At 71.7% G+C, this 25,853-nt stretch carries 25 protein-coding genes and 1 pseudogene; 8 read left to right on the top strand and 18 right to left on the bottom strand.

All coding sequences use genetic code 11. The features are described from left to right. Positions 1–20 precede the first annotated feature (20 nt). From PV682_RS14880 to PV682_RS14865, 4 genes are all read right to left on the bottom strand, one after another. The gene (locus PV682_RS14880) at positions 21–410 is read right to left on the bottom strand and encodes a WXG100 family type VII secretion target (RefSeq protein ID WP_319729719.1); all 390 of its coding nucleotides are present in this window, start codon (positions 408–410) and stop codon (positions 21–23) included. A 330-nt stretch (positions 411–740) separates the two neighbouring features. Further along, the gene (locus PV682_RS14875; protein WP_319729716.1) at positions 741–1,022 is read right to left on the bottom strand and encodes a hypothetical protein; all 282 of its coding nucleotides are present in this window, start codon (positions 1,020–1,022) and stop codon (positions 741–743) included. A 180-nt stretch (positions 1,023–1,202) separates the two neighbouring features. Next, a complete protein-coding gene (locus PV682_RS14870; RefSeq protein ID WP_319729714.1) occupies positions 1,203–1,388 on the bottom strand; it encodes a DUF397 domain-containing protein in 186 nt (61 codons plus the stop codon). 5 nt (positions 1,389–1,393) lie between these two features. Next, positions 1,394–2,272 carry a helix-turn-helix domain-containing protein gene (locus tag PV682_RS14865; protein WP_319729712.1) on the bottom strand — a complete coding sequence of 293 codons (879 nt, stop codon included), beginning with the start codon at positions 2,270–2,272 and terminating at the stop codon, positions 1,394–1,396. A 156-nt stretch (positions 2,273–2,428) separates the two neighbouring features. Here PV682_RS14865 and PV682_RS14860 point away from each other — a divergent pair, with 156 nt between their 5' ends. Next, entirely contained in the window at positions 2,429–2,857 is a 429-nt protein-coding gene (locus PV682_RS14860; RefSeq protein WP_319729709.1) for an ATP-binding protein, read from the top strand. A gap of 49 nt (positions 2,858–2,906) precedes the next feature. On the opposite strand, the gene PV682_RS14855 is transcribed toward PV682_RS14860, so the two are convergent. After that, positions 2,907–3,326, bottom strand: coding sequence for a Clp protease N-terminal domain-containing protein (locus tag PV682_RS14855; RefSeq protein ID WP_319729705.1), 420 nt, complete (start codon positions 3,324–3,326; stop codon positions 2,907–2,909). Positions 3,327–3,372: 46 nt separating this feature from the next. After that, a complete protein-coding gene (locus tag PV682_RS14850) occupies positions 3,373–3,912 on the bottom strand; it encodes a hypothetical protein (protein WP_319729703.1) in 540 nt (179 codons plus the stop codon). Positions 3,913–4,029: 117 nt separating this feature from the next. On the opposite strand from PV682_RS14850, the gene PV682_RS14845 reads away from it, so the two are divergent. Continuing rightward, complete coding sequence (locus PV682_RS14845) at positions 4,030–4,887, top strand: hypothetical protein (RefSeq protein WP_319729701.1); 858 nt, start codon at positions 4,030–4,032, stop codon at positions 4,885–4,887. 55 nt (positions 4,888–4,942) lie between these two features. After that, the gene (locus tag PV682_RS14840) at positions 4,943–5,650 is read left to right on the top strand and encodes a BRO-N domain-containing protein (protein ID WP_407705678.1); all 708 of its coding nucleotides are present in this window, start codon (positions 4,943–4,945) and stop codon (positions 5,648–5,650) included. Positions 5,651–5,736: 86 nt separating this feature from the next. Here the strand turns inward: PV682_RS14840 and PV682_RS14835 are convergent, their stop codons facing one another. The 3 genes from PV682_RS14835 to pdhA (PV682_RS14825) are packed head-to-tail and all read right to left on the bottom strand — an operon-like array spanning position 5,737 to position 9,381. After that, complete coding sequence (locus PV682_RS14835) at positions 5,737–7,188, bottom strand: dihydrolipoamide acetyltransferase family protein (RefSeq protein WP_319729697.1); 1,452 nt, start codon at positions 7,186–7,188, stop codon at positions 5,737–5,739. Positions 7,189–7,198: 10 nt separating this feature from the next. Continuing rightward, on the bottom strand, positions 7,199–8,179 hold the full coding sequence (locus PV682_RS14830) for an alpha-ketoacid dehydrogenase subunit beta (protein ID WP_109363391.1): 981 nt from the start codon (positions 8,177–8,179) through the stop codon (positions 7,199–7,201). A 2-nt stretch (positions 8,180–8,181) separates the two neighbouring features. Then, positions 8,182–9,381 (bottom strand): pyruvate dehydrogenase (acetyl-transferring) E1 component subunit alpha, encoded by a 1,200-nt coding sequence (gene pdhA, locus PV682_RS14825; RefSeq protein ID WP_319729695.1) that lies wholly within the window; start codon positions 9,379–9,381, stop codon positions 8,182–8,184. A gap of 323 nt (positions 9,382–9,704) precedes the next feature. Between pdhA (PV682_RS14825) and PV682_RS14820 the strand changes: the two genes are divergently transcribed. Both PV682_RS14820 and PV682_RS14815 read left to right on the top strand, forming a co-directional pair. Further along, entirely contained in the window at positions 9,705–10,364 is a 660-nt protein-coding gene (locus PV682_RS14820) for a response regulator transcription factor (RefSeq protein WP_319729693.1), read from the top strand. A gap of 82 nt (positions 10,365–10,446) precedes the next feature. Next, entirely contained in the window at positions 10,447–10,797 is a 351-nt protein-coding gene (locus PV682_RS14815; RefSeq protein WP_319729691.1) for a pyridoxamine 5'-phosphate oxidase family protein, read from the top strand. 46 nt (positions 10,798–10,843) lie between these two features. Here the strand turns inward: PV682_RS14815 and PV682_RS14810 are convergent, their stop codons facing one another. Then, positions 10,844–12,484 (bottom strand): protein kinase domain-containing protein, encoded by a 1,641-nt coding sequence (locus PV682_RS14810; RefSeq protein WP_319729687.1) that lies wholly within the window; start codon positions 12,482–12,484, stop codon positions 10,844–10,846. A 325-nt stretch (positions 12,485–12,809) separates the two neighbouring features. Between PV682_RS14810 and PV682_RS14805 the strand changes: the two genes are divergently transcribed. Further along, positions 12,810–14,414, top strand: a complete 1,605-nt coding sequence (locus PV682_RS14805; RefSeq protein ID WP_319729684.1) for a protein kinase domain-containing protein — start codon at positions 12,810–12,812, stop codon at positions 14,412–14,414. A gap of 67 nt (positions 14,415–14,481) precedes the next feature. On the opposite strand, the gene PV682_RS14800 is transcribed toward PV682_RS14805, so the two are convergent. Further along, on the bottom strand, positions 14,482–15,030 hold the full coding sequence (locus PV682_RS14800; RefSeq protein WP_109363393.1) for a bacterial proteasome activator family protein: 549 nt from the start codon (positions 15,028–15,030) through the stop codon (positions 14,482–14,484). A gap of 549 nt (positions 15,031–15,579) precedes the next feature. On the opposite strand from PV682_RS14800, the gene PV682_RS14795 reads away from it, so the two are divergent. Further along, positions 15,580–16,191, top strand: coding sequence for a hypothetical protein (locus tag PV682_RS14795; RefSeq protein ID WP_319729682.1), 612 nt, complete (start codon positions 15,580–15,582; stop codon positions 16,189–16,191). 534 nt (positions 16,192–16,725) lie between these two features. On the opposite strand, the gene PV682_RS14790 is transcribed toward PV682_RS14795, so the two are convergent. Both PV682_RS14790 and PV682_RS14785 read right to left on the bottom strand, forming a co-directional pair. Then, on the bottom strand, positions 16,726–17,709 hold the full coding sequence (locus PV682_RS14790) for an NAD(P)H-quinone oxidoreductase (RefSeq protein WP_319729681.1): 984 nt from the start codon (positions 17,707–17,709) through the stop codon (positions 16,726–16,728). Positions 17,710–17,719: 10 nt separating this feature from the next. Then, positions 17,720–18,424 (bottom strand): annotated as a pseudogene (locus PV682_RS14785) (potassium channel family protein); the annotation flags it as partial. A 67-nt stretch (positions 18,425–18,491) separates the two neighbouring features. Between PV682_RS14785 and PV682_RS14780 the strand changes: the two are divergent. After that, complete coding sequence (locus PV682_RS14780) at positions 18,492–19,607, top strand: potassium channel family protein (protein WP_319729679.1); 1,116 nt, start codon at positions 18,492–18,494, stop codon at positions 19,605–19,607. 73 nt (positions 19,608–19,680) lie between these two features. Here PV682_RS14780 and PV682_RS14775 read toward each other — a convergent pair whose 3' ends face one another. The 5 genes from PV682_RS14775 to pdhA (PV682_RS14755) form a co-directional block, all read right to left on the bottom strand. Further along, positions 19,681–21,159 carry a molybdopterin molybdotransferase MoeA gene (locus tag PV682_RS14775; protein ID WP_319729676.1) on the bottom strand — a complete coding sequence of 493 codons (1,479 nt, stop codon included), beginning with the start codon at positions 21,157–21,159 and terminating at the stop codon, positions 19,681–19,683. Beyond that, a complete protein-coding gene (locus PV682_RS14770; protein ID WP_319729674.1) occupies positions 21,156–22,067 on the bottom strand; it encodes an NTP transferase domain-containing protein in 912 nt (303 codons plus the stop codon). Before PV682_RS14770 ends, PV682_RS14775 begins: the two co-directional genes overlap by 4 nt. A 100-nt stretch (positions 22,068–22,167) precedes the next feature. Next, on the bottom strand, positions 22,168–23,658 hold the full coding sequence (locus PV682_RS14765; protein WP_319729671.1) for a dihydrolipoamide acetyltransferase family protein: 1,491 nt from the start codon (positions 23,656–23,658) through the stop codon (positions 22,168–22,170). Then, positions 23,658–24,662, bottom strand: coding sequence for an alpha-ketoacid dehydrogenase subunit beta (locus PV682_RS14760; RefSeq protein ID WP_319729668.1), 1,005 nt, complete (start codon positions 24,660–24,662; stop codon positions 23,658–23,660). The genes PV682_RS14765 and PV682_RS14760 overlap by 1 nt, the downstream gene beginning before the upstream one ends. Continuing rightward, on the bottom strand, positions 24,659–25,774 hold the full coding sequence (gene pdhA, locus PV682_RS14755) for a pyruvate dehydrogenase (acetyl-transferring) E1 component subunit alpha (protein WP_319729665.1): 1,116 nt from the start codon (positions 25,772–25,774) through the stop codon (positions 24,659–24,661). The genes PV682_RS14760 and pdhA (PV682_RS14755) overlap by 4 nt, the downstream gene beginning before the upstream one ends. Positions 25,775–25,853 lie beyond the last annotated feature (79 nt).

Here is a 25,853-nt window from a genome sequence, read left to right as displayed (position 1 = left end):
TCCCCCTGCCGCCGTGATGATCAGTACGCGTCGAGCGTGCTGCGCGAAGTACCGGGCGCCGCCTGCGAGTTGGGCGTGGACAGCCGCGCAACCTCACTCGCGACGTCGACCTGCACGGCACGGATCCTGTCGAGCACATCGAGGTCGGTCGCGGAGAACCCGTCCCGGCTCAGCCGTACAGCCTCGGCGAGCAGCTTCACGACTTCGCGGATGCGTACGGCGTCCTCGGCAGCGGCCCGATGAAACTCCCGGTACGCGGTCCCCGCGGGCCCTCGCCACCCGGCCTCGATCCGGTCGACGATCGCATCCATCCGGACGACCTGGCCGTCGAGATGGTCCCGCATGTCGTCGAGGTCGTTCGCGAGCCGCGACAGCTCGTCATGCGTCGCCTTCAGATCCGGGGTCCCCACACGCCCTCCCTACGGTGCCGGGGAGTGATGGTACGGCGCGAGGTCAAAGGGGAGGCAAAACAACTGCCCACGGAAAGCCGCCCGCGCGCATCTCAGCCGGACTTCGCGCCCCGTCGGCAGTACGCCGGCATGAAGCGCAGCACCGGTACGGGTACGGGTACGCCGGACCAGTCGGCCGGTGGGCGTCGACGGCGGCGAGGTCGAGTAAGAAGAAAACGAGCAGCGAGACCTGGGGGCCGAGTACGGCGCCGGCGGCCCGGACGGGCGTGGAAACCGAAGGGTTGCCGCTCGCGGGCTTCTTCCCCTCGATCGTCCCGCTGAATTCTCGGATCAGTTCCGGGCTGTGGCGATCACCTGCAACAGGATCACTGCGTGCGCGAAAACACAGATACCCCAGGCGGAAGCCCCTCGCATTCCGTGCCGGAAAACCATCGCCCAACCCGCCGCCAGCAATGTCACGGACAATGCGATAGAAATCCAGGAAAGTTCGCGCCAGGGCGTGGACAGGTCCGTGAAGAATCCGAGAGTCGCAGCGGGGATGAGTGCCAGCAGGGAAAGAACCCAACTGCCCTCCCTCGCGCCACGAACGGCGTCGGAGGTGGTTCCGGTCATCCGACGCTCCGTTCTGGCGTGGAACCGAAAGGTTCCCCGGGCTTCTTTCCCTCGATTGCACGGTCGCGCGACGTCTCGAGTAGCGGGACGCCGGGCATGTCCGAACATTACCGAGAAGACGATCACTTCACCATCATGGAATCAGCCAGAGAGGGTGCACCGAAACAGATTGCCGTTACGTTACTTGGCCGAAAACGCTTCGAGGAGTGAGGTCCAAGCGGAGGGGGTGAGGTGGAGGAGGGGGCCGGTGGGGTTCTTCGAGTCGCGGACGGCGATGGTGCCGGGGATGTTGCGGGCGACCTCTACGCACTCCTGTCCAGGGTTACCGCCGCTGTAGCTGGACTTGACGAACTCGAATGCGTGCACGTCGGCTATGTCTCCTTCAAGATCCCCTCGATCAGCCTGACCGAGTTCCGCTGCGCGAGGCTCACCCGTGCGATCCGGTCGAAGAGCCTGTTGTGGTGGTCGGCATCAGTATCGCTCTCCATCCACAGCGTTGACGACGCGGTATCCACATGGACGACGTCCAGGGCGCCCGGTTCCGCGAAGGAGACGATCGTGAAGGCGCCGGTCATGCCGGCATGCGCGCCCACGAGGGACGGCAGGACCTGCACCTTCACGTTGGGGCGCCCGGCCACGTCGAGCAGATGCCTCAGCTGTTCCCGCATCACCTCGCGCCCACCGACGAGTTGGCGCAACGCGCTCTCGTGCACGACGGCCCACAACTCCAGCGGGCTGTCCCCGGTGAGCCGCGCCTGCCGAGCCATCCGGGACTCCACGAAGGGTTCGATCTCGCCGGGGTCACCCCACGCCCCGGCCCCGACGGCCACCGCCCGGGCATAGTCCGGCGTCTGCAACAGCCCCGGGACGATAGCCAGTTGCCATGTACGGATGCCGGTGGCGATGTCCTCCAGCGCGACGTACTCGATCATCTGCGGCAGGTTCGGGTACTGGTTCCACCACCCCTTGGCCTTACGCCGCTCCCGATCCGCCTTCGCCAACGCCAGCAACCGGCCGATCACGACCTCGTCGCTCTCCCCGTACAGATGGCACAGCGCCCGAACATCCGGGTCCCGCAAGGGCACTTGACCCCGCTCGATCTTCGCGACCTTGGCGACCGACGCCGTGAGCGCCTCAGCGGCGTGCGCCTGGCGCAGCTCGCGGGACTCGCGCATCTTCAGCAGTTCGCCGCCGAGCCGGCGTCCCAGGACGGTGGTGATGGTCCGCCCACGGTCCGGATTGTTCCCCACCCTGCATCTCCCTCTATCGAGGCATCAATTTTTCTGCGTTGTTCGATTGCTGCACATGCGAACTCGACGCTACCTTAAGTACACAACCCGCCACACGGCGAAACGAGTTGGGAACGGCACCGCGCTGCCCACACCCCACCGCACGAGGAGCTCCCCATGACCGACTCCTGCCCCGTCCCCGCCCTCACCCACTTCGACACCATCACCTACACCCCCACCCCCCGCACCATCCCCCTCGCCCGCCGCCACATCACCACCCTCCTCACCACCTGGGGCCACCCCGACCTCACCCTCAACGCCGCCCTGATCACCAGCGAGCTCTGCACGAACGCGATCCTGCACGGCCGCCTCCCCGGCCGCCTCTACCGAGTCGAGACGTCCCTCACGGCCAAGTCCCTCCGCATCGCCGTCACCGACCCCAAGGGCGAGTCCCTCCCCGAGCCCCACACCCCGGCCCCTGACACGACGACCGGCCGGGGCCTCCTCATCGTCCAACGCCTCGCCAGCCGTTGGGCGGTGGAGAAGCTGACCGTGGGCAAGACGATCTGGGCGGAGCTGGACCTCCCGGGGGACCCGGGTCGCTGAGCAGCACCCTCCAACGGCAGGGGCCCGGCACCACGAGAACGCCACGCGGTCAGGCAAGCTCCGCCGCCACCGCCGCACGCAGCGCAACCGTGTCCACCCCGCACCCCTCCAACAAGGCAACGCAGTCCTCGTCATGGTCGAGGATCAAGCCGAGCAGGTGCGTGGAGTCGAAGTACTTCTCGGTGAGACTCTGCGACAGATGGAGGATCGTCTCCATCTCGCGGGACCAAGGGAGTTCACGCCCCTGACGGTGGCCACCCTTGCCCACCGGCCGCCGAGCGATCAGAGCCGCACGGAGGGTCTCACGGTCCGCACCGGCCGCATCCAGCAGGCCACACGCGGTACTTCGATGGCGCGTGATGCTGAGCAGGACATGGGTGGCGGAAACCTCCGCGTGTCCCGACGACCGCGCCTCGGCAACCGACCTCGCAAGGTCGCGAACAGCGCCTTCCGTCATCAACTCGGGCATACAGAACAGTATTTGACCGCACCGCTCCGGCGTCCACCGCCGACCCCTACGACGTCGGCAACACCAAGTCGTACAGACACTCCCGCGTACGCCGCACCACCGCCGCCTCCTCCCCATGCAGTTCGGTGGTCACCCGCAGCAACTCCGCCCCCAGATGCGGCCGTTCGAGGTTGTCGGACGGAATCGCGCGCCACAGGCCGAACGCCCGCCGCGACGCCGCCGCGACGTCGGGATGGTCGGCGCCCTGGATCGTCGCGCGGAGTTGGGCGCCGTGGAGATACCAGGCGAGCCCGGTCGAGTGATCCCCTGTGAGGGTCGCCAAGTAACCGCGCACTTCCCGGACTTGGGCGGTGTAGAGATGAAACCCCCCGTACTCCCGCGTCACATCCTGGTCCAGCTTCTCCGCGAGGACGGCGGCATCGGCCGGCTGCCCCGACTGCGCGACCTCGGCGACTTTCACGAGCCGCGCGCGGAGGGTCTCGGCGGAGAGCCCCGGCGGCGTGGACACGGACCAGAACTCGGGGGTCACCGTCCCCCAGGGGCGGTACTGCGGCTCGGACATGGCTCCCTCGTACGGTGAGTTCATCAGGGGTTCGTACTGCTGCGCGAACCGTACCGCTCGCACTTTCACACGATCCCCGCCGGATCCGCCCCAGGGTCGGCGTAAAGTCGCACGTCGGAGACGCACGGCGAGGGAGGGACGATGGGCACGGCACCGGTCGCGGTACCGCACCTCCCGATCGGCTCCCGCCTGCTCGTCCCGGTCCTCGCCGCGACGGGCGGCAGCGGCCGTACGACGGTGGCGCACCTGCTCGCGAAGGGGCTGGCCGGCGTCGCGGACACGGTCCTGCTGGACCTCGCGCCGAGGCTCGCGTCGTCCTGGCCACCGCACCTCGCACCCCAACGGGCCACGGGGCTCGCCGCGTTGCCCCCGGACCAGCCCCTGACGCGTACGGCGGTACGCCAGGCGTGCGCGGTCGGGGACACCGGCCCGCACATCCTCTCCGACACCCGCGCCTGGCACGCCCCACCCCTCCTCGACCTCCCGCAACTCCCCACGGCCTGGTACCAGTTGGCGGCGATCGGCGGCTGGCAGGCGGTCGTCGCGGACACCCCGCACCCCCTCGCCCACGACCTCCTCACGGCCCGCCACACGGGCACCCGCGCCCTGACCCGCGACTGGTACGAACTCCCCTACGCGATCCCGGTGTTGTGCGCCCCGGCGACAGCTGACGGCATCCAGTCCCTGATCCAGGCGACGAAGACCCTGGACGCGGAGGCCCTCCCCCTGGCCCGTACCGTCGTCGCGCTCGCGGGCACGACAGACGGCCGCCTCCCCTCCTCCCTCCGCACGGCCCTCACCACCGCGACCGACCGCGCCGCAGCGGTCGTCCACATCCCCCACGACACCCGCATCCGCACCCAGGGCCAAGCCGCGGCCCACCCCCGCCCGCGCCTCCGGCACGCGAGCACCCGTCTGACGGACGCGGTGCTGAACGCGGCGCACCGGGTCTGGGGCCGCCCTCTGCCGCTGGCCCCGCAGCCCGCACCGATCACCTGAACCGCAAGCCACTTCGACTTAAACCACTCGAACGAGTAAGCGGCGACAAGACGCCATCGACATCAGCGACTTCGTGTACGCGGCGACGGGCGCCCGGGTCCGACGGCTCACGATGCCGGACGGGTCGCATTGGTTTCCGGCGGTGGATGTGTGCAAGCGCCTAGGACACACCAACACCCAGAAAGCTCTCTCGGACCATGTCCCGGGAGAGCACCGAGAGATTCTCGAGACCCTAACTGGAGGTTACGGTCTCAGCGTTCCCGCAGGTAGAGAGTGGCGTCGAGACCTGAATCTCATCTCTCTCCAAGGTCTCGTCCTCCTCGTCAACGCCTGCACCAAACCCGCCTGCGCCCCTTTCAAACAGTGGGCGGCGGAAGTCATCGCGACCGTCCAGCAGGAGGGTTCGTACTCTCTCCAGAAGGCAGAGGTACAGCCCTCCACCCCCGGCGCCCCCGTCGTCTACGCCACAGGAATCCCTGTCCCTGCAAAGGCAGATGCTGGCGATGCAGCGGCCACGGAATCCGTTCTCGCGGACTGGCGGCGGCGACTGTCTGTGACGGAGGACGTCTGGACGCTGGCGGTGGTCATCGCGCCGGTCCTCGTCGAGGAAGGTGAGCTGCGGCAGCCGCTGGAATCGCTGGCCGCGCGTACGGGATTGACCGTGCACCGCGTCAACGAGTGCCTGCGGCTCCTGCGGACCCACGCGTGCATCCGCTCGCGCGGCGCGACAGAGGACGGGGCACCGGTCTACGTGCTCAACTGACCCACCCGGCAGAACACGAAGGGACGGTCGCAATCCGAAGTTGCGGCCGTCCCTTCGTCGTTCAACTTATCGCACCCCGCAGCGCCTCACGCCCAAGTGATCAGCTTCTTCGGCTGTTCCAGGATCGCCGCGATGTCGGCCAGGAACTTCGAGCCCAGCTCGCCGTCCACCAGACGGTGGTCGAAGGAGAGCGCGAGGGTGGTGACCTGGCGGGGCTTGACCTTGCCCTTGTGGACCCACGGCTGGGGCTTGATGGCTCCGATCGCCAGGATCGCGGACTCCCCGGGGTTGAGGATCGGCGTCCCCGTGTCGATGCCGAAGACGCCGACGTTGGTGATGGTGATCGTGCCGCCCTGCATCGCCGCCGGGGACGTCCTGCCCTCGCGGGCCGTGGCCACCAACTCCCCCAGCTCCGAGGCGAGTTCCGGGAGTGTCTTGGCCTGGGCGTCCTTGATGTTCGGGACGATCAGACCGCGGGGCGTGGCCGCGGCGATGCCGAGGTTGACGTAGTGCTTGAGGACGATCTCCTGGGCGGCCTCGTCCCAGGACGCGTTGATCTCGGGGTTGCGCTTGACGGCGACCAGGAGCGCCTTGGCGATCAGGAGCAGCGGGTTGACCCGCAGGCCCGCGAGGTCCTTGTCCCGCTTCAGCTCCTCGACCAGCTTGAGCGTCCGGGTGACGTCGACCGTCACGAACTCCGTGACGTGCGGCGCGGTGAAGGCGGAGCCGACCATCGCCGCGGCCGTCGCCTTGCGGACGCCCTTGACGGGGATACGGGTCTCACGGCCGGCGTCGTACGCCGGTACGGCGGGGGCCACCGACACCGCAGGCTCCTCGGAGACAGCCGCCGCCTTGTGCACGTCCTCCCGCGTGACGACCCCGTCGGGCCCGGTCGGCGTCACCGTCGCCAGGTCCACGCCGAGGTCCTTCGCGAGCTTCCGCACGGGAGGCTTCGCCAACGGCCGCTCAACACGCTCGGCGAACTGGGCCGGCCCAGCAGACTCCCTACGCCCAGCAACCTCCGTACGCTCCTCGACGGCCGGCGCCGCCCCCGCGTACCCATGCCCGTTCAACTCCGCCTGCACAGCGGGCGCGGCGGCGGTGGGCACCTCCGCGACCCCCTTGCGGGGCCGCCGCTTGGTGGAGGACGCCGCCACCCCGTACCCCACGAGCACCGGCTGACGCCCCTCGGGCTTCGGCTCCTCGGCGGCAGAGGCCGAAGCCTGCGCCGGCACCTCGGAACCAGGCACCTTGGAGGCACCCCCCTCACCCGAAGCCGCCCCCACCTCCACCGAGATGATCGCCACCCCCACGTCCACGGTCGCCCCCTCGGCGAACCGCAGCTCCCGCACCACCCCGTCGTACGGGATCGGCAGCTCCACAGCCGCCTTCGCCGTCTCGACCTCGCACACCACCTGCCCGTCGGAGACCACGTCCCCCGGCTGGACGTACCACTTGAGGATCTCCGCCTCGGTGAGCCCCTCGCCCACGTCCGGCATCTTGAATTCGCGTACCGCGGATCCGGTCATCGTCGTCACGTCCCTCTCCTCAGTACGCCAGGGCACGGTCGACGGCGTCGAGCACCCGGTCGAGCCCCGGGAGGTACTCCTCTTCGAGGCGGGCCGGCGGATAGGGGGCGTGATAGCCGCCGACCCGCAGCACAGGCGCCTCCAGGTGGTAGAAGCACCGCTCGGTGATCCGCGCCGCGATCTCCGCGCCGGAGCCGAAGAAGACGGGCGCCTCGTGGACGACGACGAGCCGCCGGGTCTTCTCGACGGACGTCTGGATCGCGTCGAAGTCGAGCGGCGAGACGGAGCGCAGGTCGAGGACCTCCAGGGACTTGCCCTCCTCGGCGGCGGCGTCGGCGGCCTCCAGGCAGACCTTCACCATCGGCCCGTAGGCGACGAGCGTGAGGTCGGACCCCTCGCGCGCGCGGACCGCCTTGTGCAGCGGCCCCGGGATCGCCTCGGTGTCCACCTCCGACCGGTCCCAGTACCGCCGCTTCGGCTCGAAGAAGATCACCGGGTCGTCGCTGTGGATGGCCTGCTGCATCATCCAGTACGCGTCCGCCGCGTTGGACGGCGAGACGATCTTCAGCCCCGCGACGTGCGCGAACAGCGCCTCGGGCGACTCGGAGTGGTGCTCGACGGCGCCGATGCCGCCGCCGTAGGGGATGCGGACGACGACGGGGAGCTTGACCTTGCCCAGCGAGCGCGCGTGCATCTTCGCGAGCTGGGTGACGATCTGGTCGTACGCTGGGAAGACGAACCCGTCGAACTGGATCTCCACGACCGGCCGGTACCCGCGCAGGGCCAGCCCGATGGCCGTACCGACGATGCCCGACTCGGCGAGCGGGGTGTCGATGACACGGCTCTCGCCGAAGTCCTTCTGGAGCCCGTCGGTGACGCGGAAGACGCCGCCGAGCTTGCCGACGTCCTCGCCCATGATGACGACCTTGGGGTCCTCCTCAAGCGCGCGGCGCAGGGACTCGTTGATCGCTTTGGCCACTGCCAGCTTTTCGACTGCCATGTTCAGACCCCCTCTGCATCCGTGAACGACGCCTGGTAGGCGGCGAACTGAGCCCGCTCCTCGTCGACGAGCGAGTGCCCGTCCGCGTAGGCGTTCTCGAAGATCGCGAACCGGTCCGGGTCCGGCATCCCCCGGACCGCTTCACGCACTCGCCTTCCCAACGCCTCGGACTCCGCTTCGAGTTCCGCGAAAAATCCCTCTTCAGGGTGGTTTGAGCCAGAAACCCCGGACCCCTTCAGGGACTCCAGATAGGCGCGCAGCCGCAGAATCGGGTCCTTCGCCTCCCACGCCGCCCGCTCGTCGTCCAGCCGGTACCGCGTCGGATCGTCGGACGTCGTGTGCGCCCCCATCCGGTACGTGTACGCCTCGACCAGCGTCGGCCCCTCCCCGCTGCGCGCCCGCTCCAGCGCCCACCTGGTCACCGCGAGACACGCGAGCACGTCGTTGCCGTCGACCCGGACGCCGGGGAACCCGTACCCCTGGGCCCGCTGGTACAGCGGAACCCGCGTCTGCTTCTCGGTCGGCTCCGAGATCGCCCACTGGTTGTTCTGGCAGAAGAACACGACGGGCGCGTTGTAGACGGCGGAGAAGGTGAACGATTCCGCGACGTCCCCCTGGCTGGAGGCGCCGTCCCCGAAGTACGCGATGACCGCGCTGTCGGCGCCGTCCTTGGCGACCCCCATCGCGTACCCGGTCGCGTGCAGCGTCTGGGAGCCGATGACGATCGTGTAGAGCTGGAAGTTGTTGCTGTTCGGGTCCCAGCCGCCGTTGTTGACGCCCCGGAACATGCCGAGCAGGTTCTCCGGCGGGACGCCGCGGCACCAGGCGACGCCGTGCTCGCGGTAGGTCGGGAAGACGTAGTCGTCGTCGCGCAGGGCGCGTCCGGAGCCGATCTGGGCGGCTTCCTGGCCGAGCAGCGAGGCCCACAGGCCGAGTTCGCCCTGGCGCTGGAGGGAGGTCGCCTCGGCGTCGAAGCGCCGGGTGAGGACCATGTCGCGGTACAGGCCGCGGAGTTGTTCGGGGGTGATGTCGGCGACGTACTTGTCGTACTCGGCGTTCTTGACCCGCTTGCCCTCGGGGGTCAGCAGCTGCACGAGTTCGGGTTCGGTGCTCTTCTTCGCGGCGGCTGTCCTGCGAGTCGCCGCGGCCTTGCCTCCACCGCCGCGTCGCGGTGTGCGCGGGGCAGTGCTCTCCACGGTCACGTGTAGCTCCTCCGTCGGTCCGGCTCCCGGGGTTGCCGGGGTCCAGTGCGGCCTACCTGTTTCCGGACACCCGTGCACGGGGTGGGTGCCACTCGGCCGGAACAGGCGTGACATGAGCTCCGGCGAGCGCCCTGAGGCGTTCACGTTACCCAGTGCTCCACATTTCTGTGAAACCCCTTCTGACCTGCGTTTTTACTCGGATTTCCAAGTAAATTCGGCAAAGTCGACGAGGGCCCTGGTCACAGCCTCGCAGGAGGCCGGAGCAACGGCACGTTATCCCGCGCCCCCGGGTCTCCGAAAGGGTTGTGTGTGAAACTGATCTCGTGCGCGAAAAGGCGGAAATCCGGGTTTTTCTCCTCGACGACCATGAAGTCGTCCGGCGTGGCGTGCGCGAGCTGCTCGCCGTCGAGGAGGGCGTCGAGGTGATCGGCGAGGCGGGTACGGCGGCGGAGGCGCTCGCCCGTATCCCGGCCCTGCGTCCCGACGTCGCCGTCCTCGACGTGCGGCTTCCCGACGGCAGCGGCGTCGAGGTGTGCCGGGAGATCCGCTCCCAGGACCCGTCCCTGAAGTGTCTGATACTGACCTCTTTCGCGGACGACGAGGCCCTGTTCGACGCGATCATGGCGGGCGCGTCCGGGTACGTCCTGAAGGCGATCCGCGGCGACGAGCTGCTGTCCGCCGTACGGGACGTCGCGGAGGGCAGGTCCCTGCTCGACCCCGTCGCCACCGCGCGCGTGCTGGAGCGGCTGCGCGAGGGCGCCCCCAAGGGCGACGAGCGCCTGGAGCGGCTCACCGACCAGGAGCGCCGCATCCTCCACCTCATCGGGGAGGGCCTCACCAACCGGCAGATCGGCGAGGAGCTGCACCTCGCGGAGAAGACGATCAAGAACTACGTGTCGAGCCTGCTGGCGAAGCTGGGGATGCAGCGCAGGTCGCAGGCGGCGGCGTACGTGGCGCGGATGCAGGTGGGTCAGCGGCAGTAGCCCTCATTCGGGACTTACGTCCCTTTCCTCAGAGGCGTCAGGCCCTGTCCCCGCCCGTGGGACCGCGCCCACAGTGGACCTCATGCCGCTCACCGCCGACACCCGGCACGCCCTCGACCTCCTCGCCGACGCCGACCACGGCCAGGTCGCGGCCAGCGTCCGCGCGCTGCCGTTCCTGGCGACCGCCCGCCACGCCGTCGTCGCGGACCGGCTGCTCCTGCGGCTGTGCGGCCACCAGCGCGCGTGCGCGGGACAGGTCGTGGCGTACGGGACCGGCGCGGCCGATCACTGGTCGGTGCAGGTCGTCGGGTTGTGCGAGACGGCCGAGCCGACGGCGGAGGAGCGCGCGCTGTTCCCGGGGGAGGCGCCGGCGGACCCCGTCTATCTGTGGGTCACGCCGGAGTACGCGACGGTGCACACGGAGAACGACTGAGGCGCGTACCGATCGGCACGCGCCCCCTCCCGCGAAACAACCCCGGTCAGCCGCCGGTCAGTCCGCCCAGCCCGGTCGTGCTGCCCTCCGACTGGCTCCCGCTGGACGTCCCTCCCTCGGAGGTGCTCCCGTTGGTCGTACCGGACGACGTCCCCGTGGACCCCTGGTTCGTCGTCCCCGTCGACGTGTCCCCGGTGGTGCCCGGGTCCGACGACGGCTCCGGCGAGTCGTCGCCCGACGGCGTCGGGTCGCTGCTCTGCTGCTGCGTCTGCGTCGGAGTCGGCGTGGGCGACGGTGTGGTCGGGTCGGGGTAGTTCCCGCTCCCGCCGGACGTCGTGCTGTTCTCGGTCGACGAGTCGCTCGAATCGTCGGACTCGGTCTCGCTCGGTGAGGGGGACGAGGAGTCCGTGCTGGCCGAGGACGAGACGGTCGGCGTCGGGGTGGTGTCCGTGCCAGGGTCCTTGCCGCCGGTGTTCTGGAGCGCGAGCGCGACGCCCGCCGCGATGGCGATGATCGCCAGCACCGCGAGGATCCACAGCTTCCCGCGCCCGCTGCCGTGGTTGCCGTGGCCCTCGAAGCCGCCGTCGTCGCCGGAGCCGTACCCCTGGGGCAGGATCGGCTGGGGGATCTGCGAGGTCGCGCCGCCGTGGCCGCCCTGCGGCATCATCGTCGTGCTGGAGTAGCCGCCGGTGGGGTGCGCGGCGATCGGCGCGGTGACCGGGCCGGTGTTCCAGGTGCCGGTGTGCGGGCCGTGGTCGTACAGCATCTGGAGGCCGTACTGGACGAGCCCGCGCATCTCCTCGGCCGTCTGGAACCGGTCGTCCGGCTCCTTCGCGAGCGCGCGCATCGCGAGCCCGTCGAGCTCCGGCGGGGAGGCGCCGCCGGACGCCTGCGAGGGGGGTACGGGGATGTCCTGGACGTGCTGGTAGACCACCGACAGGGGGGTCTCGCCGACGAACGGGGGCCGCAGCGCGAGGAGTTCGTACAGCATGCAGCCGGTGGCGTACAGGTCGGAGCGGTGGTCGACGGCCTTTCCGAGCGCCTGTTCGGGGGAGAGGTATTGCGGCGTCCCCATGACCATGCCGGTCTGCGTCATCGTCGTGGACGCGCCGTGCAGGGCGCGGGCGATGCCGAAGTCCATGACCTTGACGGCGCCGTTGTTCGTGATGATGACGTTCGCGGGCTTGATGTCGCGGTGCACGATGCCGTGCTGGTGCGAATAGGCGAGCGCTTCGAGGACCCCGGAGACGATGATCAGCGCCTGCTCGGGGCCCGGCGCCTCCGCGTTCAGCAGCAGGTCGCGGATCGTGCGGCCCTCGACGATCTCCATGACGATGTACGGCACGGCCTGGCCGTTCGCCATGACGTCCTCGCCGGAGTCGTACACGGCGACGATGGAGTGGTGGTTGAGACCGGCCACCGACTGGGCCTCGCGCGTGAAGCGGGCCTTGGACGTCGGGTCCTCGGCGAGGTCGGAGCGCAGCAGCTTGACGGCGACCATCCGCCCGAGGCGCACGTCCTCGGCGGCGAACACCTCCGCCATGCCGCCACGGCCGAGTCTGCGCGTGAGCCGGTAACGTCCGTCACCGACCAGGCCGCCGTTGCCCCACTGTTCCGGCGCGTCCGACATACCGCCGTCAGTCGCCTCGGGGTCGGACGGGCCCTGAGAGCGCTGCTGCTGTGCCATCAGTCCTCGCCGTCGTTTCTGCCCGCGGTGCGCGCGGTGTTGTCACGGTCTCCGTCGGCCACGCTACAGCCTCCCGCCGGGCCCCCGATCCGGGAAGGCCCCTGTGGGCGGCCCTCCCGGATGTGTGCTCGTGCACATTCCGTGTACCGGCGATGCGGGCGGTGTAACGCCCGCGCGGTGTTTCTTTCGCGTACGGTCACGGAACGGGCACCGAGCTTGACGTGTGAGGGGCCTGAGGCAGACTTGGCCGGGATTGACGCATGGGATCGATGGTCTCGGTCACTACGAACGCGGTGGCGACGGCCTGATGGGGGACGCGCAGACAATGAGCCACGACGGCGCAGACGGCCGGTTCACCGGGCAGTCGCTCGCGGGCGGACGCTACCAGGTACGCGGACTGCTCGGCGAGGGCGGCATGGCCTCCGTCCACCTCGCCTACGACTCCGTCCTCGACCGGCAGGTCGCGGTCAAGACGCTGCACTCCCAGCTCGGCCGGGAGGAGGCGTTCCGGGAGCGGTTCCGGCGTGAGGCACAGGCCGTGGCCAAGCTCACCCACACCAACATCGTCTCCGTCTTCGACACCGGCGAGGACGTCAGCGGCGGCGAGACGACGCCGTACATCGTCATGGAGTTCGTCGAGGGCCGGCCGCTCGGCTCCGTCCTCGACACCGACGTGACGCAGTACGGGGCGATGCCCGCCGACAAGGCGCTCCAGATCACCGCGGACGTCCTCGCGGCGCTCGACATCAGCCACGAGATGGGGCTCGTCCACCGCGACATCAAGCCCGGCAACGTGATGATGACCAAGCGCGGCGTCGTCAAGGTCATGGACTTCGGCATCGCGCGGGCCATGCAGTCCGGGGTGACGTCGATGACGCAGACCGGGATGGTCGTCGGGACGCCGCAGTACCTCTCGCCGGAGCAGGCGCTCGGCCGCGCCGTCGACGCGCGCTCCGACCTCTACTCCGTCGGCATCATGCTGTTCCAGCTCGTCACCGGGCGGCTGCCCTTCGACGCGGACTCGCCGCTGGCCATCGCCTACGCGCACGTCCAGGAGGAGCCGCCGCGCGCCTCCTCCATCAACCGCTCGCTGCCGCCGGCCGTCGACGCGCTGATCGCCCGCGCGCTGAAGAAGAACCCCAACGAACGGTTCCCGAGCGCCGTCGCCATGCGCGAGGAGTGCCTGCGCGTCGCCGCGTCCTTCCAGGCCGCGCCGCCCAGCATCGTGCCGGGGCAGCCCGCCAGCAGCGGGCAGGGCGTCGGCTCGGCGGTCTTCCCGCCGGTGGGCCCCACCACGCCCGCGCCCAGCACGCCCGCGCCCGGTCCGTACGGGGCCCAGCCCGGTCCCTACGGAGCGACGCCGCCGCCTTCGTACGGCTATCCGCAGCAGGGGTACGCCACGCCGGCACCCGCGTACGGCGCCCAGACGTACCCGATGAACGGCGGGCCCGCGACTCCGGCGCCCGTCCCCGCGGCCGGCGGTCGGCGCAGCACCCGGCCCCTCGTCGTCGGCTCCGTCGTCGTCGCCGTCGTCGCGGTCAGCGCCCTGCTCATCGCCATCGCCTTCGACGGGGGCAGCGGCAAGAAGGAGGAGGGCGGCAGCGACGTGACGGCGTCCCCGTCGGCCGTCGCCGGGTACCGGGGCCCCGACACCTCCAAGACGATCGACGCCACGGAGTGCACCGAGCCCGAGGAGTCCTACAACGACCCGGACAAGATCCGCGTCCCCAGCTTCCGGTTCAAGAACATCGACTCCGTCAAGGCGTGCCTCCAGGCGGCCGGCTGGAGGCCCAAGATCGTCGACGTGGACGAGAACACGTACGGCGAGGGCACGGTCATGAACCAGTTCCCGGCGGCCGACACGGACGTCGACCCCGAGAACATGCCGGAGATCCAGCTGAACGTGTCGACGGGCAACCCGCCGTCCTGAGCCGCTACGACGACGCCCCGGACGGTTGCCGTCCGGGGCGTTCTTGTTGGGGGTACGTCGGTCCGGTCTACAGGTAGGGGCCGCCTGTACGAGTGCCCGGGTGCCCTTCCTCCCCGCCCTCGTGGCCCCCCACGCCCGGCGGAAGCGCCCGGCGCATCTGCTCCAGCTGGGCCCGCGCGGCCATCTGCTGGGCGAAGAGGGTCGTCTGGATCCCGTGGAAGAGCCCCTCCAGCCAGCCGACCAGCTGAGCCTGGGCGATCCTCAGCTCCGCATCGCTGGGCGTGGAGTCCTCGTTGAACGGCAGGGACAGCCGCTCCAGCTCCTCGACGAGCTCAGGTGCGAGCCCGTCCTCCAGCTCCTTCACCGAACTCGCGTGGATCTCCTTGAGACGCGCCCGGCTCGCCTCGTCGAGAGGAGCCGCCCGCACCTCCTCCAGCAACTGCTTGATCATGCTCCCGATCCGCATGACCTTCGCGGGCTGCTCGACCATCTCGGTCACGGGGACTTCCCGGCCCTCGTCGTCCACGTCGACTCCGCCGAGCGCCATGCCGTCCTGGCCCACGACCAGGATCTTCTGGGCGTTCTCCGGCGACCTTTCGTTCCTCGGCATCTCCATACCGCCATTCTCTCGCACCCACCCACTCCACCACCCGCCCACCCCCTCCGACCAGGCCCCCACCCACCGGTTCCCAAAATGCCGCACCCCCCACACCGTGCGACGCTGCCCCCACCACACACAGCACCCGAACGACTCCGCACAGCGAGGACCCCCGCAACCGTGACAACCACCGCCCGGAGCGAGCCCCCTCCCTCACCCCCGCCGAGAGCAGCGGGCCGGACGAGGCCGGAGCACCTGGCAACGGACCGGACGAGGCCGAAGCACCTGGCAGCGGACCAGAGGACGGAGTGCCTGGCAGCGGGCCGGACAGAGCCGACCACAGCGCAGGCAGCGCTGGAACGGCCGACATCGAAACAGGCCGAACGGAAACGCCCGGCAAAGGCGCGAGCGAAACCGGAGCGGCCAACCGCGGGGCAGTGGGAGCTGGGCCAGCGGACAGCGGGGCGGACGGGGTCAGACCAGCCGACAGCGGTAGGGGCACAGCCGGCAGCGGGGCGCGTGGCGAACGGGCGGGACGCACGCGCGGGCAGACCGCCCGGTGCGACGGTGACCAGGGGGACGGCGGAGGGCCGGGCCACGTCATGGGGGAGCACCTCGGCGCGGTCCACCGGCGCCACGACCCGCACGCCGAGAGGGCTGTACGCCACATGCCTCATGGTGTGCGCGGTGCTGTTCCTGTACGACACCGGCACGGCGAACGCCCTGCCCCTCACAGGCACGGCGAACGCCCTGCCCCTCGCAGGCACGGCGAACGCCCTGCCCCTCGCAGGCACGGCGAGCGCCCCGGCCCTCACAGGCGCGGCGAGCGCCCCGGCCCTCACCGGCACGGCGAGCGCCCCGCCCCCGCCCTCACCCGTCACCGCCTCGGCCCACCCCGTCCCCGACCGCGCCGGAAGCCGCCCGGGAGAGGGCCGCGAACGCCCGGGCCGCCCCTCCGCACCGGACCCGGCCCCGGAAGAGAACCCAGCCCCGGCCACCCCCACGACGCCCCCGACGCCCCTCACCACGCCCGTCCCCCTGGAACCCACCCGCCAGACCCTCCGCCGAGCAGACCCCCACCCCTCGACGCTGCGGATCCTCCCCCTGGGCACCGGCCTGATCCTCCTCGGCCTCGGCCTGGCCCTCGCCTGGACGGGCCTACGCCTCCGCCGCCGCTGACCCCACAACCACAGCCGCACAGACACACCCAGCCACAACGCCCCCCCTGCCCACACCCACTAACCCACCTGCGAGCAATCGCCCCCCTCGACACCCACTCCACCGCCCCACCCACCCACGCCGCACCCCCACTCACCCTCACCCGCTCCACCCCACCTCACCCAGCTGCGGCCAGCCACCCCACACCTCCACCCACCCTCACCCGCTCCACTCCGCCTCACCCAGCTGCGGCCAGCCGCGCCGCACCCCCACCCGCCTGCACTCGCTCCACCCCGCCCACCCAGCTGCGGCCAGCCACCCCACACCCCCACCCACCCGCACTCGCTCCACCCCGCCCACCCAGCTGCGGCCAGCCGCCCCACACCACCCACCGCCCCGCACCCACCCCACCCCGCCCACCCAGCTGCGGGCAGTCGTGCCGCTAGGGGCGGCACGGGTGGGCGCAGCGGCACCCCGCCAGCGCGGGCAAGCGACAACGCCCCCACCCCAGCCCCCACCCAGCCGCACCCACCCCACAACAGCACCCCCAGCTACCTACCGCCCCACCACCAACAGCACCTTCCCCACATGCCCGCTCCCCTCCACCACCCGATGCGCCTCGGCCGCGTCCGGCATCGGGATCTCGCGGTCCACGACCGGCTGGATGTGGCCCTCGGACACCAACGGCCAGACGTGCTCGCGCACCGCCGCCACGATCGCCGCCTTCTCCTCCAGCGGACGGGCCCGGAGGGACGTCGCGCTGATGGCGGCCCGCTTGGCGAGCAACGTACCGATGTTCAGCTCAGCCTTGACCCCACCCTGCATGCCGATGATCGCGAGGCGCCCGTTGACGGCGAGGGCCTGGACGTTGCGGTCGAGGTACTTCGCGCCCATGTTGTCGAGGATGACATCGGCCCCGGCACCCCCGGTGGCAGCCCGCACCTCCGCCACGAAGTCCTGCTCGCGGTAGTCGATCAGCACATCGGCACCGAGTTCGGCGCACCGCCGCAGCTTCTCCGGCGTACCCGCGGTGACCGCGACCTTCGCCCCGACGGCCTTCCCGAGCTGGATGGCCATGGTCCCGATCCCGCTGGACCCGCCATGGACGAGCAGCGTCTCCCCGGGCCGCAGGTGGGAGACCATGAAGACGTTGGACCAGACGGTGCAGGCGACCTCGGGCAGCGCGGCGGCGCGGACGAGATCGACGCCCTTGGGGACCGGCAGCAGCTGCCCCGCGGGAACGGCGACCTTCTCGGCGTACCCCCCGCCCGCGAGCAGCGCGCACACCTCGTCCCCGACGTGCCACCCGCTCACCCCGGGCCCGACCTCGACGATCCGCCCGGAGCATTCGAGCCCGGGGTAGGGGGAGGCGCCGGGCGGCGGGTCGTAGAACCCCTGCCGCTGGAGCAGATCCGCCCGGTTGACGGCCCCGGCGACGACCTCGACGAGCACCTCCCCCTCCCCGGCCACCGCGTCCTCGACGTCCGCCCAGACCAACGCCTCGGGCCCACCAGGTTCCGTAATCGTGATCGCACGCATGGGCCCGACGCTACTCCTCGCACCCGGCGAAACCCGGCCGCACCCCCGCCGCCCCCGCCGCCCCCTCCGCTCCGGAGGACCGCACGATCGTGACGATCCGGTCCGTCAGCTCCAGCACCCCCACCGCCGGATCGTCGTACCCCAGCACCCGGTGCCCGCGCACCACGCTCACCACGAGATCCTCGGTCTCCCGGGGCGTCTTCCCGGTCTCGGCACGGGTGACGGGCCGTTCGACGATGTCCAGGCCGCTCCCCTGCCGCAGCAGCCCTTCCATGACGACCCCGGCGGCGGGCGAGAGGACGGACAGCCCGAGCAGACGGCCGGCGGCCCCGGCGCTGGTGATGACCTCGTCGGCGCCGGACTGCCGCAGCAGCGGCGCGTTCTCCTCCTCCCGGACGGCGGCGACGATCATCGCCCCCTGGTTGAGCTGGCGCGCGGTGAGGGCGACGAGGACGGCCGTGTCGTCCCGCTGCGTCGCGATGATGATCCGCCCGGCCTTGTGCACCTCGGCCCGCCGCAGCACGTCGCTGCGGGTGGCGTCCCCCACGACCCCCTCGTACCCCTCGGCCGTGGCCGCCTCGATCACTTTCACGCTCGGATCGACCACGACGACCTGCTCCCGGCGCAGCCCCGACGCACAGGCGGTCCGAATCGCGGAACGCCCCTTCGTACCGAATCCGACGACGACAGTGTGGTCACGCAAGGAGGGCCTCCAAAATGCTCGGCGGAACATGGACAACCATGGTGCCCACCGACCGGATCACCACCCCAGGGGGGCACGCATGAAGGACCACCCGCGTCAGCCGAGGAAGCTGAGCAGACTCTCCCTGTTCCGCACCCTGTGGTACCGCTCGCGCTCCGACGACCGCGACGACGCGGAGGCGAGCCGCGTGGTGACGATGCCGACCCGCAACGGCGTCCCCCCGCTCCAGCAGGTGCTGAAACGCCTGCTGCTGGCCCTGTTCGTGCTCGCGCTGACGACGTTCCTGGTGTACATCGACCGCGACGGCTACAACGACAACTCCGACGGCCCGGTGGACCTCCTGGACTCCGCGTACTACGCGACGGTCACGCTCTCGACGACGGGCTACGGCGACGTCACCCCGGTCAGCGACACGGCCCGGTTCATCAACATCGTCGTCATCACCCCGCTCCGCGTCGTCTTCCTGATCATCCTGGTCGGCACGACGCTGGAGGTCCTCACCGAGCGCACCCGCCAGCAGGTCCGCGTCCACCGCTGGCGCTCCCGCCTGCGTGACCACGTCGTACTCGTCGGCTACGGCACGAAGGGCCGCCACGCGGCGGAGACCCTGGTCGGGCAGGGCATCGCGAAGGACAGGATCGTCATCGTGGACGTCCAGAAGAAGGCGGTCATGACGGCCGCGGAGGACGGCCTCGTCGCGGTGACCGGCGACGCGACCCGCTCGGAGACGCTCCTCAAGGCGGAGGTCCACACGGCGGCCCAGGTCATCGTCTGCCCCCAGCGGGACGACACGACGGCCCTGGTCACCCTGACGGCCCGCCAGCTGAACCGCCGCGCCACGATCGTCGTCGCGGCCCGCGAGGACGAGAACGTACCCCTGCTCAAGCAGAGCGGCGCCGACACGGTGATCACGAGCTCCAGCTCGGCGGGCCGCCTCCTCGGCGTCGCCATGGTCAGCCCGGTCGTCGCGAACACGCTGGAGGACCTGATGACCCTGGGCAGCGGCCTGGACATCGTGGAACGCCCGGTCGCACCGGAGGAGATCGGCATGGCGCCCCGCGCCTGCGGGGACCTGATCGTCGCGGTGGTGCGGGGCAAGAAGCTGCTGGACTACGCGGACCCCGGCCTCGGCGCGCTGGAGCGGGGGGACCGGGTGGTCACGGTCAGCAGGGCGACGGTGGTCGAACCGGCGTAGGGGGCGGCGTCGAGGGCGGCATGTTTCACGTGAAACACCCCAAGCGCGCCAACCGGGTGTTTCACGTGAAACATCACTCCCACGGCAGATCCAGCAACTCCACCTCGTCCCCCGCCCGCACCCCGCCGGGCGGTACGACCGCCAGCGCGTCCGCCACCGCGATCCCGCGCAGCATCGCCGGCCCGTTGTAGTGCAGCGGCACGGCCCGCTCCCCCCGTACGACGACCGGGATCAACCGCGTGTCGTACGGGTGCCCCTGCACCGTCTCCTTCAACGGCAGCGCGTACGGCTCCGCGGCCCCGCGCGCGGCCAGCGCCCGTAGGAGGGGCTCCGCGAGGGTGAGGAGGCCGGAGACGGCGGCGAGGGGGTTGCCGGGGAGGCCCACGAGGTGCTGGCCCTCCTTGATCCGGGCCAGCAGCATGGGGTGCCCCGGCCGGACCTCCACCCCGTCGACCAGCAGCTCGGCGCTGGTTCTGGCGAGGATGGGGTGGACGTGGTCCACGGGGCCTCCCGCCGTCCCGCCGGTCGTCACGATCAGGTCGGCGCCGGACGACGTGACGGCCTCGTACAGCGCCTCCGCGTCGTCCCCGAGCCGGCGTACGGCCACGACCTCCGCGCCGAGCGCGTGCAGCCACGGCGGGAGCATCGGGCCCAGCGCGTCCCGGATCAGCCCCTCGTGGGGCCGCCCCTCGGTCAGCAACTCGTCGCCGAGCACCAGGACTTCGGCGCGGGGGCGGTGGGTGACGGCGAGGGTGTCGTACCCGGCGGCTGCGGCGAGCCCGAGCACGGCCGGGGTCACGACGGCTCCCTCCGGGAGGAGCAGATCCCCGGTACGGCACTCCTGCCCTCGGGGGCGGATGTCCTGGCCGTGCTGGACGTCCCGCGTCGGATGCAGCCGGCCCTTGTCGTCGATCCGGCCGTGCTCGCTGCGCAGCACGGCGGTCGTGTCCAGGGGGATCCGCGCGCCCGTCGCGATCCCCACGGCTTCCCCGTCACCGAGCCGCTCCGAGCCCGGCTGCCCCGCGAGCACCCCTTCCTTCCGGACGACCCACGGCCCCGGCCCCGAGACCGCCCACCCGTCCATCGCCGAGGTGTCGAAGGAGGGGAGGTCGGTGAGGGCGGAGAGGGGGGCGGCGAGGGGGAGACCGAGTGCTCGATCGAGGGGGACGGAGGCGGGGGTGCGGCGGGCGGCGGCACTCCGACCGGCCCGGGCGGCGAGGGTACGGGCTCGGGGCCAGGGGGTGGCGTGGTGGTGGGTGGCTGGGGAGGCGGGGGTGGCGGGGGTGGCGGGGTTCCTGGGGCGCCCCTCGCTTCTGGCGGGTCCGGGGGTCCCGGGGTTCCCGGCGCTCCCGGCCTCTCCGGGGCTTCCGGCGTCCTCAGGGCTCCCGGTGTTCCGGACGTCCCCGGTGTTCCCGTCCCCGAGGCTCGCGGCGTCCCCGGTGCTCCCCGTACTCCCGGAGTTCCGCGCACTCCCGGAGTTCCGCACGAGCGCCAGCACCTCCTCCACGTCGAGGTCCTCGTCCTGGCCGAGACCTGTGCCGGGGCGGGTCATCCTGCGGCCGGGCCGGAGTCGGTGGGCGTGCCGTTCTTCGGCGCCGGCGGGTCCGTCGGCCTGCCCTCGGTGTCCTCGGCCTCCTCGGCCCAGCGCAGCGCCAGCGCCGTGGCCTTGCGGGCGGCCTCGGCGACGGCTTCCGCGCTGCCGTCCGTACGGCCCGCCGCGTACCCGACGAGGAACGTCGTCAGGGGAGCGGCCGGTCGGGCCACGCCGTGCGCCGCGTCCCTGGCCAGGTCCAGCAGGACCGTCGTATCGACGTCGAGGTCGATGCCCAGCTCGTCCTTGACTGCGGAGATCCATTCGTCCAACACGTGGTCATGCTCCCTGATCCTGGCCCTGGCGGCGGCGATGTCGTCCCAGGTGTCGCAGTCGAAGGCGGCGACGGGGTCCGGGACGCGGACGAGTTCGAGTCCTGCGGTGAGCTTCCGGAGGGGAAGCCCGGCGAGGCTCCCGTGCCCGGCGCGCAAGGCGTCCAGCTCGCGGCGCAGGGGGGACACGCGGTAAGCGGCGACGAGGGGTTGGTCACGGCCGTCGGCGTCGACGAGGAGAGCGCCTTCGGCGTCGTCCAGCGCCGCCAGCAGCCCCCGTACCGTCCCCGGCGCCAGGAACGGCAGGTCGGCGGAGAGGAGCACGACCCGGTCGGCTCTCGTGCGGCGCAGCCCGGCGTCGAGGGCGGCGACCGGGCCCCCGCCCGGTGGGTCCTCGCGGGTCCAGTCGACCGGGCGGACCGTGGGGCGGGGGGCGGCCACGACCACCGTGACCGTCGCGTCGGCGCACGCCCCGAGGACCCGGTCCAGCAGGGGCCGGCCCCCCACCCGTACGCCCGGCTTGTCCGCGCCGCCCAGGCGCCTCGCGCCGCCGCCCGCGAGGACGACGGCGTCGTAGGGGGGCGGCGCGGAGGTCATGCCCCGAGTATGGGGGCCGCCGGGGGCCGGGGAAACCCGCCCCCGGCGTCTTCCGTCCGGAACGCCCAGGTCAGGCGGGACATGAGCGCACCGGCGTCGATCACAGCGTGCGCAGCAGCACCGCCGGTTGTTCGACGCAGTCCGCCACGTACCGGAGGAACCCGCCCGCCGTGCCTCCGTCGCAGACGCGGTGGTCGAAGGTGAGGGAGAGCTGGACGACCTGTCGCGCGGCGAGTTCGCCGTCGTGGACCCACGGCTTGGGGACGATGCGGCCGACGCCGAGCATGGCGGCCTCGGGATGGTTGATGATCGGCGTGGAGCCGTCGACCCCGAACACGCCGTAGTTGTTCAACGTGAAGGTCCCGCCGCTGAGTTCGGCCGGTTTCAGCCCGCCGGTACGGGCCGCCTCGGTGAGCCGCGCGAACTCCGCCGACAGCCCTTCGGCATTGCGCGCGTGCGCGTCCCGGACGACGGGTACGACGAGCCCCCGGGGCGTCTGCGCGGCGAACCCGAGGTGCACGGCGTCCAGCAGCACGACCTCCCGGGCCTCCGCGTCCACGCGCGAGTTCAGCTCCGGGAACCTGGCCAGCGCGGCCGTACAGATCCGCGCGAGCAGTGCGAGCAGGGAGATCTTCGGCGCGCCCGCGCTGTTCATCGCCGCCCGCGCCCGCATGAGTTCGGTCGCGTCGGCGTCCACCCAGCACGTCGCGTCCGGGATCTCCCGCCGGCTCCGGGTGAGCTTGTCGGCGACGGTCCCGCGCAGCCCCTTGAGGGGGACACGGGTCCCGCCGGAGGCGACGGCCCTCTCCTCGGCGTGCGGATCGGCGGCGGCCCCCGCCGTACGCCCCTGCACCGCCGCGACCCGCAGCGCGTCTTCCACGTCGGCCCGCAGGATCAGCCCCTCGGGCCCGGACCCCGTCAACTCCCGCAGATCCAGGCCGCCTTGGCGCGCGAGGCGCCGTACGAGGGGGGAGATGACGGGTACGGGGCCGTCGCCCGCGTCCCCGTTCAGCCCGTTCGCCTCCCCGTTGCGCGCGCCCGCGCCCACGGCCCCGACCTCGGCGGACGCCCGGATCGCGGCGACGCCGCGCCCGTCACCGGCGCCCGCGCGCGTGGCCCCCGAGGGCGCCGCCTGGGACCGCGCGGCCCCGCCGCCCGCCCCGGCGCCCGCGCGTCCGCCGGGAAGCTGCCGTCCCGCGACGCCGCCGGTCTGCGGCCGGACCCTGCGCCTGCGGGCCGGTGGCTCCGCCGTGCCGTAGCCCACCAGGACGTTGCCGGAGCCCTCGGCGGCGGGGGTGCTCGCGGAGCCGGCCGTGCCCGTCGCGTCCGCCGGGCTCACCGCGACCGTCAGCAGGGGTGCCCCGACGGGGAGTTCCGTGCCCTCCTCGCCGTAGCGGGCCGTGACGACGCCCGCGTACGGACAGGGCACCTCCACCATCGCCTTGGCGGTCTCGACCTCGACGACGGGCTGGTCGACGGTGACGACGTCGCCGACCTGGACCATCCAGGTGACGATGAGGGCCTCGGTGAGCCCTTCGCCGAGGTCGGGCAGCTTGAACTCCAGACTGTGCATATCAAAAGCGTGTGCCATCAGCCCTCGGCCTCCCATTGGAGACGCGCGACCGCGTCGAGGATCCGGTCGACACCGGGCAGGTGGTGCCGTTCCAGCATCGGCGGCGGGTAGGGGATGTCGAAGCCGCCCACGCGCAGGACGGGCGCCTCCAGGTGGTGGAAGCAGCGTTCCGTCACGCGCGCGGCGATCTCGCCCCCCGGCCCCCCGAAGGAGCCGGACTCGTGGACGACGACCGCCCGCCCGGTGCGCCGTACGGACGCGCAGACCGTGTCGTCGTCGAACGGCACCAGCGAGCGCAGATCGACCACCTCCAGGTCCCAGCCCTCCGCCTTCGCCGCCTCGGCCGCTTCGAGGCAGACGGGGAGCGAGGGCCCGTACGTGATCAGCGTGGCGCTCGCGCCCGAGCGCCGCACCGTCGCGCGTCCGATCGGTTCAACGTGCGGCGGCTCCTCAGGGTTCCAGGTGTCCTTGGACCAGTACAGCCTTTTCGGCTCCAGGAAGACGACGGGGTCGTCGGAGGCGATGGCGGCGCGCAGCAGCCCGTACGCGTCGGCGACGGTCGCGGGGGTGACGACGTGCAGGCCGGGGGTGGCCGCGTAGTACGCCTCGGAGGAGTCGCTGTGGTGCTCGACGCCGCCGATGCCGCCGCCGTAGGGGACGCGGACGGTGATCGGCAGGGGCATGCGCCCGCGCGTGCGGTTGCGCATCTTCGCGACGTGGCTGGCGAGCTGCTCGAAGGACGGGTACGCGAACGCGTCGAACTGCATCTCGACGACCGGCCGCAGCCCGTACATGGCCATCCCGACGGCCGTCCCGAGGATGCCGGCCTCCGCGAGGGGCGTGTCGGTGCAGCGGTCCTCGCCGAACTCCTTCGCGAGGCCGTCGGTGACGCGGAAGACGCCGCCGAGGGTGCCGACGTCCTCGCCCATGACGTGGACGGTGGGGTCGGCAGCCATCGCGTCGCGCAGCGCGCGCGTGAGGGCCTGCGCGAAGGTGGCCGGCTTGGCGGCGACGGTGCTCACGCCCCGGCCTCCATCTCCGCGTGCAACAGGGCCTGCTGTTCCCGCAGTTGGGGCGTGGGGGCGGCGTACACGTGGGCGAACAGGTCGTCGGGGTCGAGGACGGCGTCCTGGTTCATGCGCGCGCGCAGGTCGGCGGCCATCGCCTCGGCGTCGTCGCGGACCCGCTGCGCGTGCGCCTCGTCGAGCAGCCCGCGCGCGGTGAGCTCGCGTTCGGCGAGGGCGATCGGGTCGTGCTCGCGCCACGCCTCGACCTCGGCGTCGCCCCGGTAGCGCGTCGCGTCGTCCGCGTTCGTGTGCGCGTCGACGCGGTACGTCACGGCCTCGATCAGCGTCGGCCCGCCGCCCGCGCGGGCGTGCCGTACGGCGTCGGTGAGGACCTCGTGCATCGCGAGGACGTCGTTGCCGTCGACCAGGCGGCCCGGCATGCCGTACCCGACGGCCTTGTGGGCCAGCGAGGGCGCGGCGGTCTGCTTGGCGAGCGGCACGGAGATCGCGAAGCCGTTGTTCTGGACGAGGAAGACGACCGGCGCCTGCCAGACGGCGGCGAAGTTCAGGGCCTCGTGGAAGTCGCCCTCGCTGGTGCCGCCGTCGCCGACCAGCGCGAGCGCGACGACGTCGTCGCCCTTGAGGCGGGCCGCGTGCGCGAGGCCGACGGCGTGCGGGAGCTGGGTGGCCAGCGGCGTGCACAGGGGGGCCACGCGGTGCGCGTACGGGTCGTACCCGGTGTGCCAGTCCCCGCGCAGCAGCGTCAGCGCCTCGACGGGGTCCACGCCGCGTGCGACGACGGCGAGGGTGTCGCGGTAGCTCGGGAACAGCCAGTCGCGCTCCTCCAGGGCGAGCGCGGCGGCGACCTCGCAGGCCTCCTGCCCGGTGCTGGACGGGTACACGGCGAGCCGTCCCTGCTTCGTCAGGGCCGTCGCCTGCGCGTTGTAGCGCCGCCCGCGCACCAGCTCGGCGTGCAGCCTCAGCAGCAGCTCCTGGTCCACCGGCCTCTCGGTGCCGAGGACGCGGTACGGCTCGGCGTCCGGCAGCAGGGGCGCGGGGTCCATCCGGGGCTGCCAGGCGGGCGGCGGTGTGGGCCGGTACGCGCCTCGCTGCTCCATGACCGTCATGACGGCACCTCCTCGTGGGAGCGGCTACGGGAGGCGCGTCGTCGGTGAGGCGCCTCACCTACCGATTGTTCGGTCGTCG

This window comes from Streptomyces niveiscabiei (assembly GCF_033794345.1).
Classification (GTDB): Bacteria; Actinomycetota; Actinomycetes; order Streptomycetales; family Streptomycetaceae; genus Streptomyces; species Streptomyces niveiscabiei.
The sequence above is the reverse complement of the archived record's forward strand: the minus strand, read 5'-3'. Positions and strand labels throughout refer to the sequence as shown.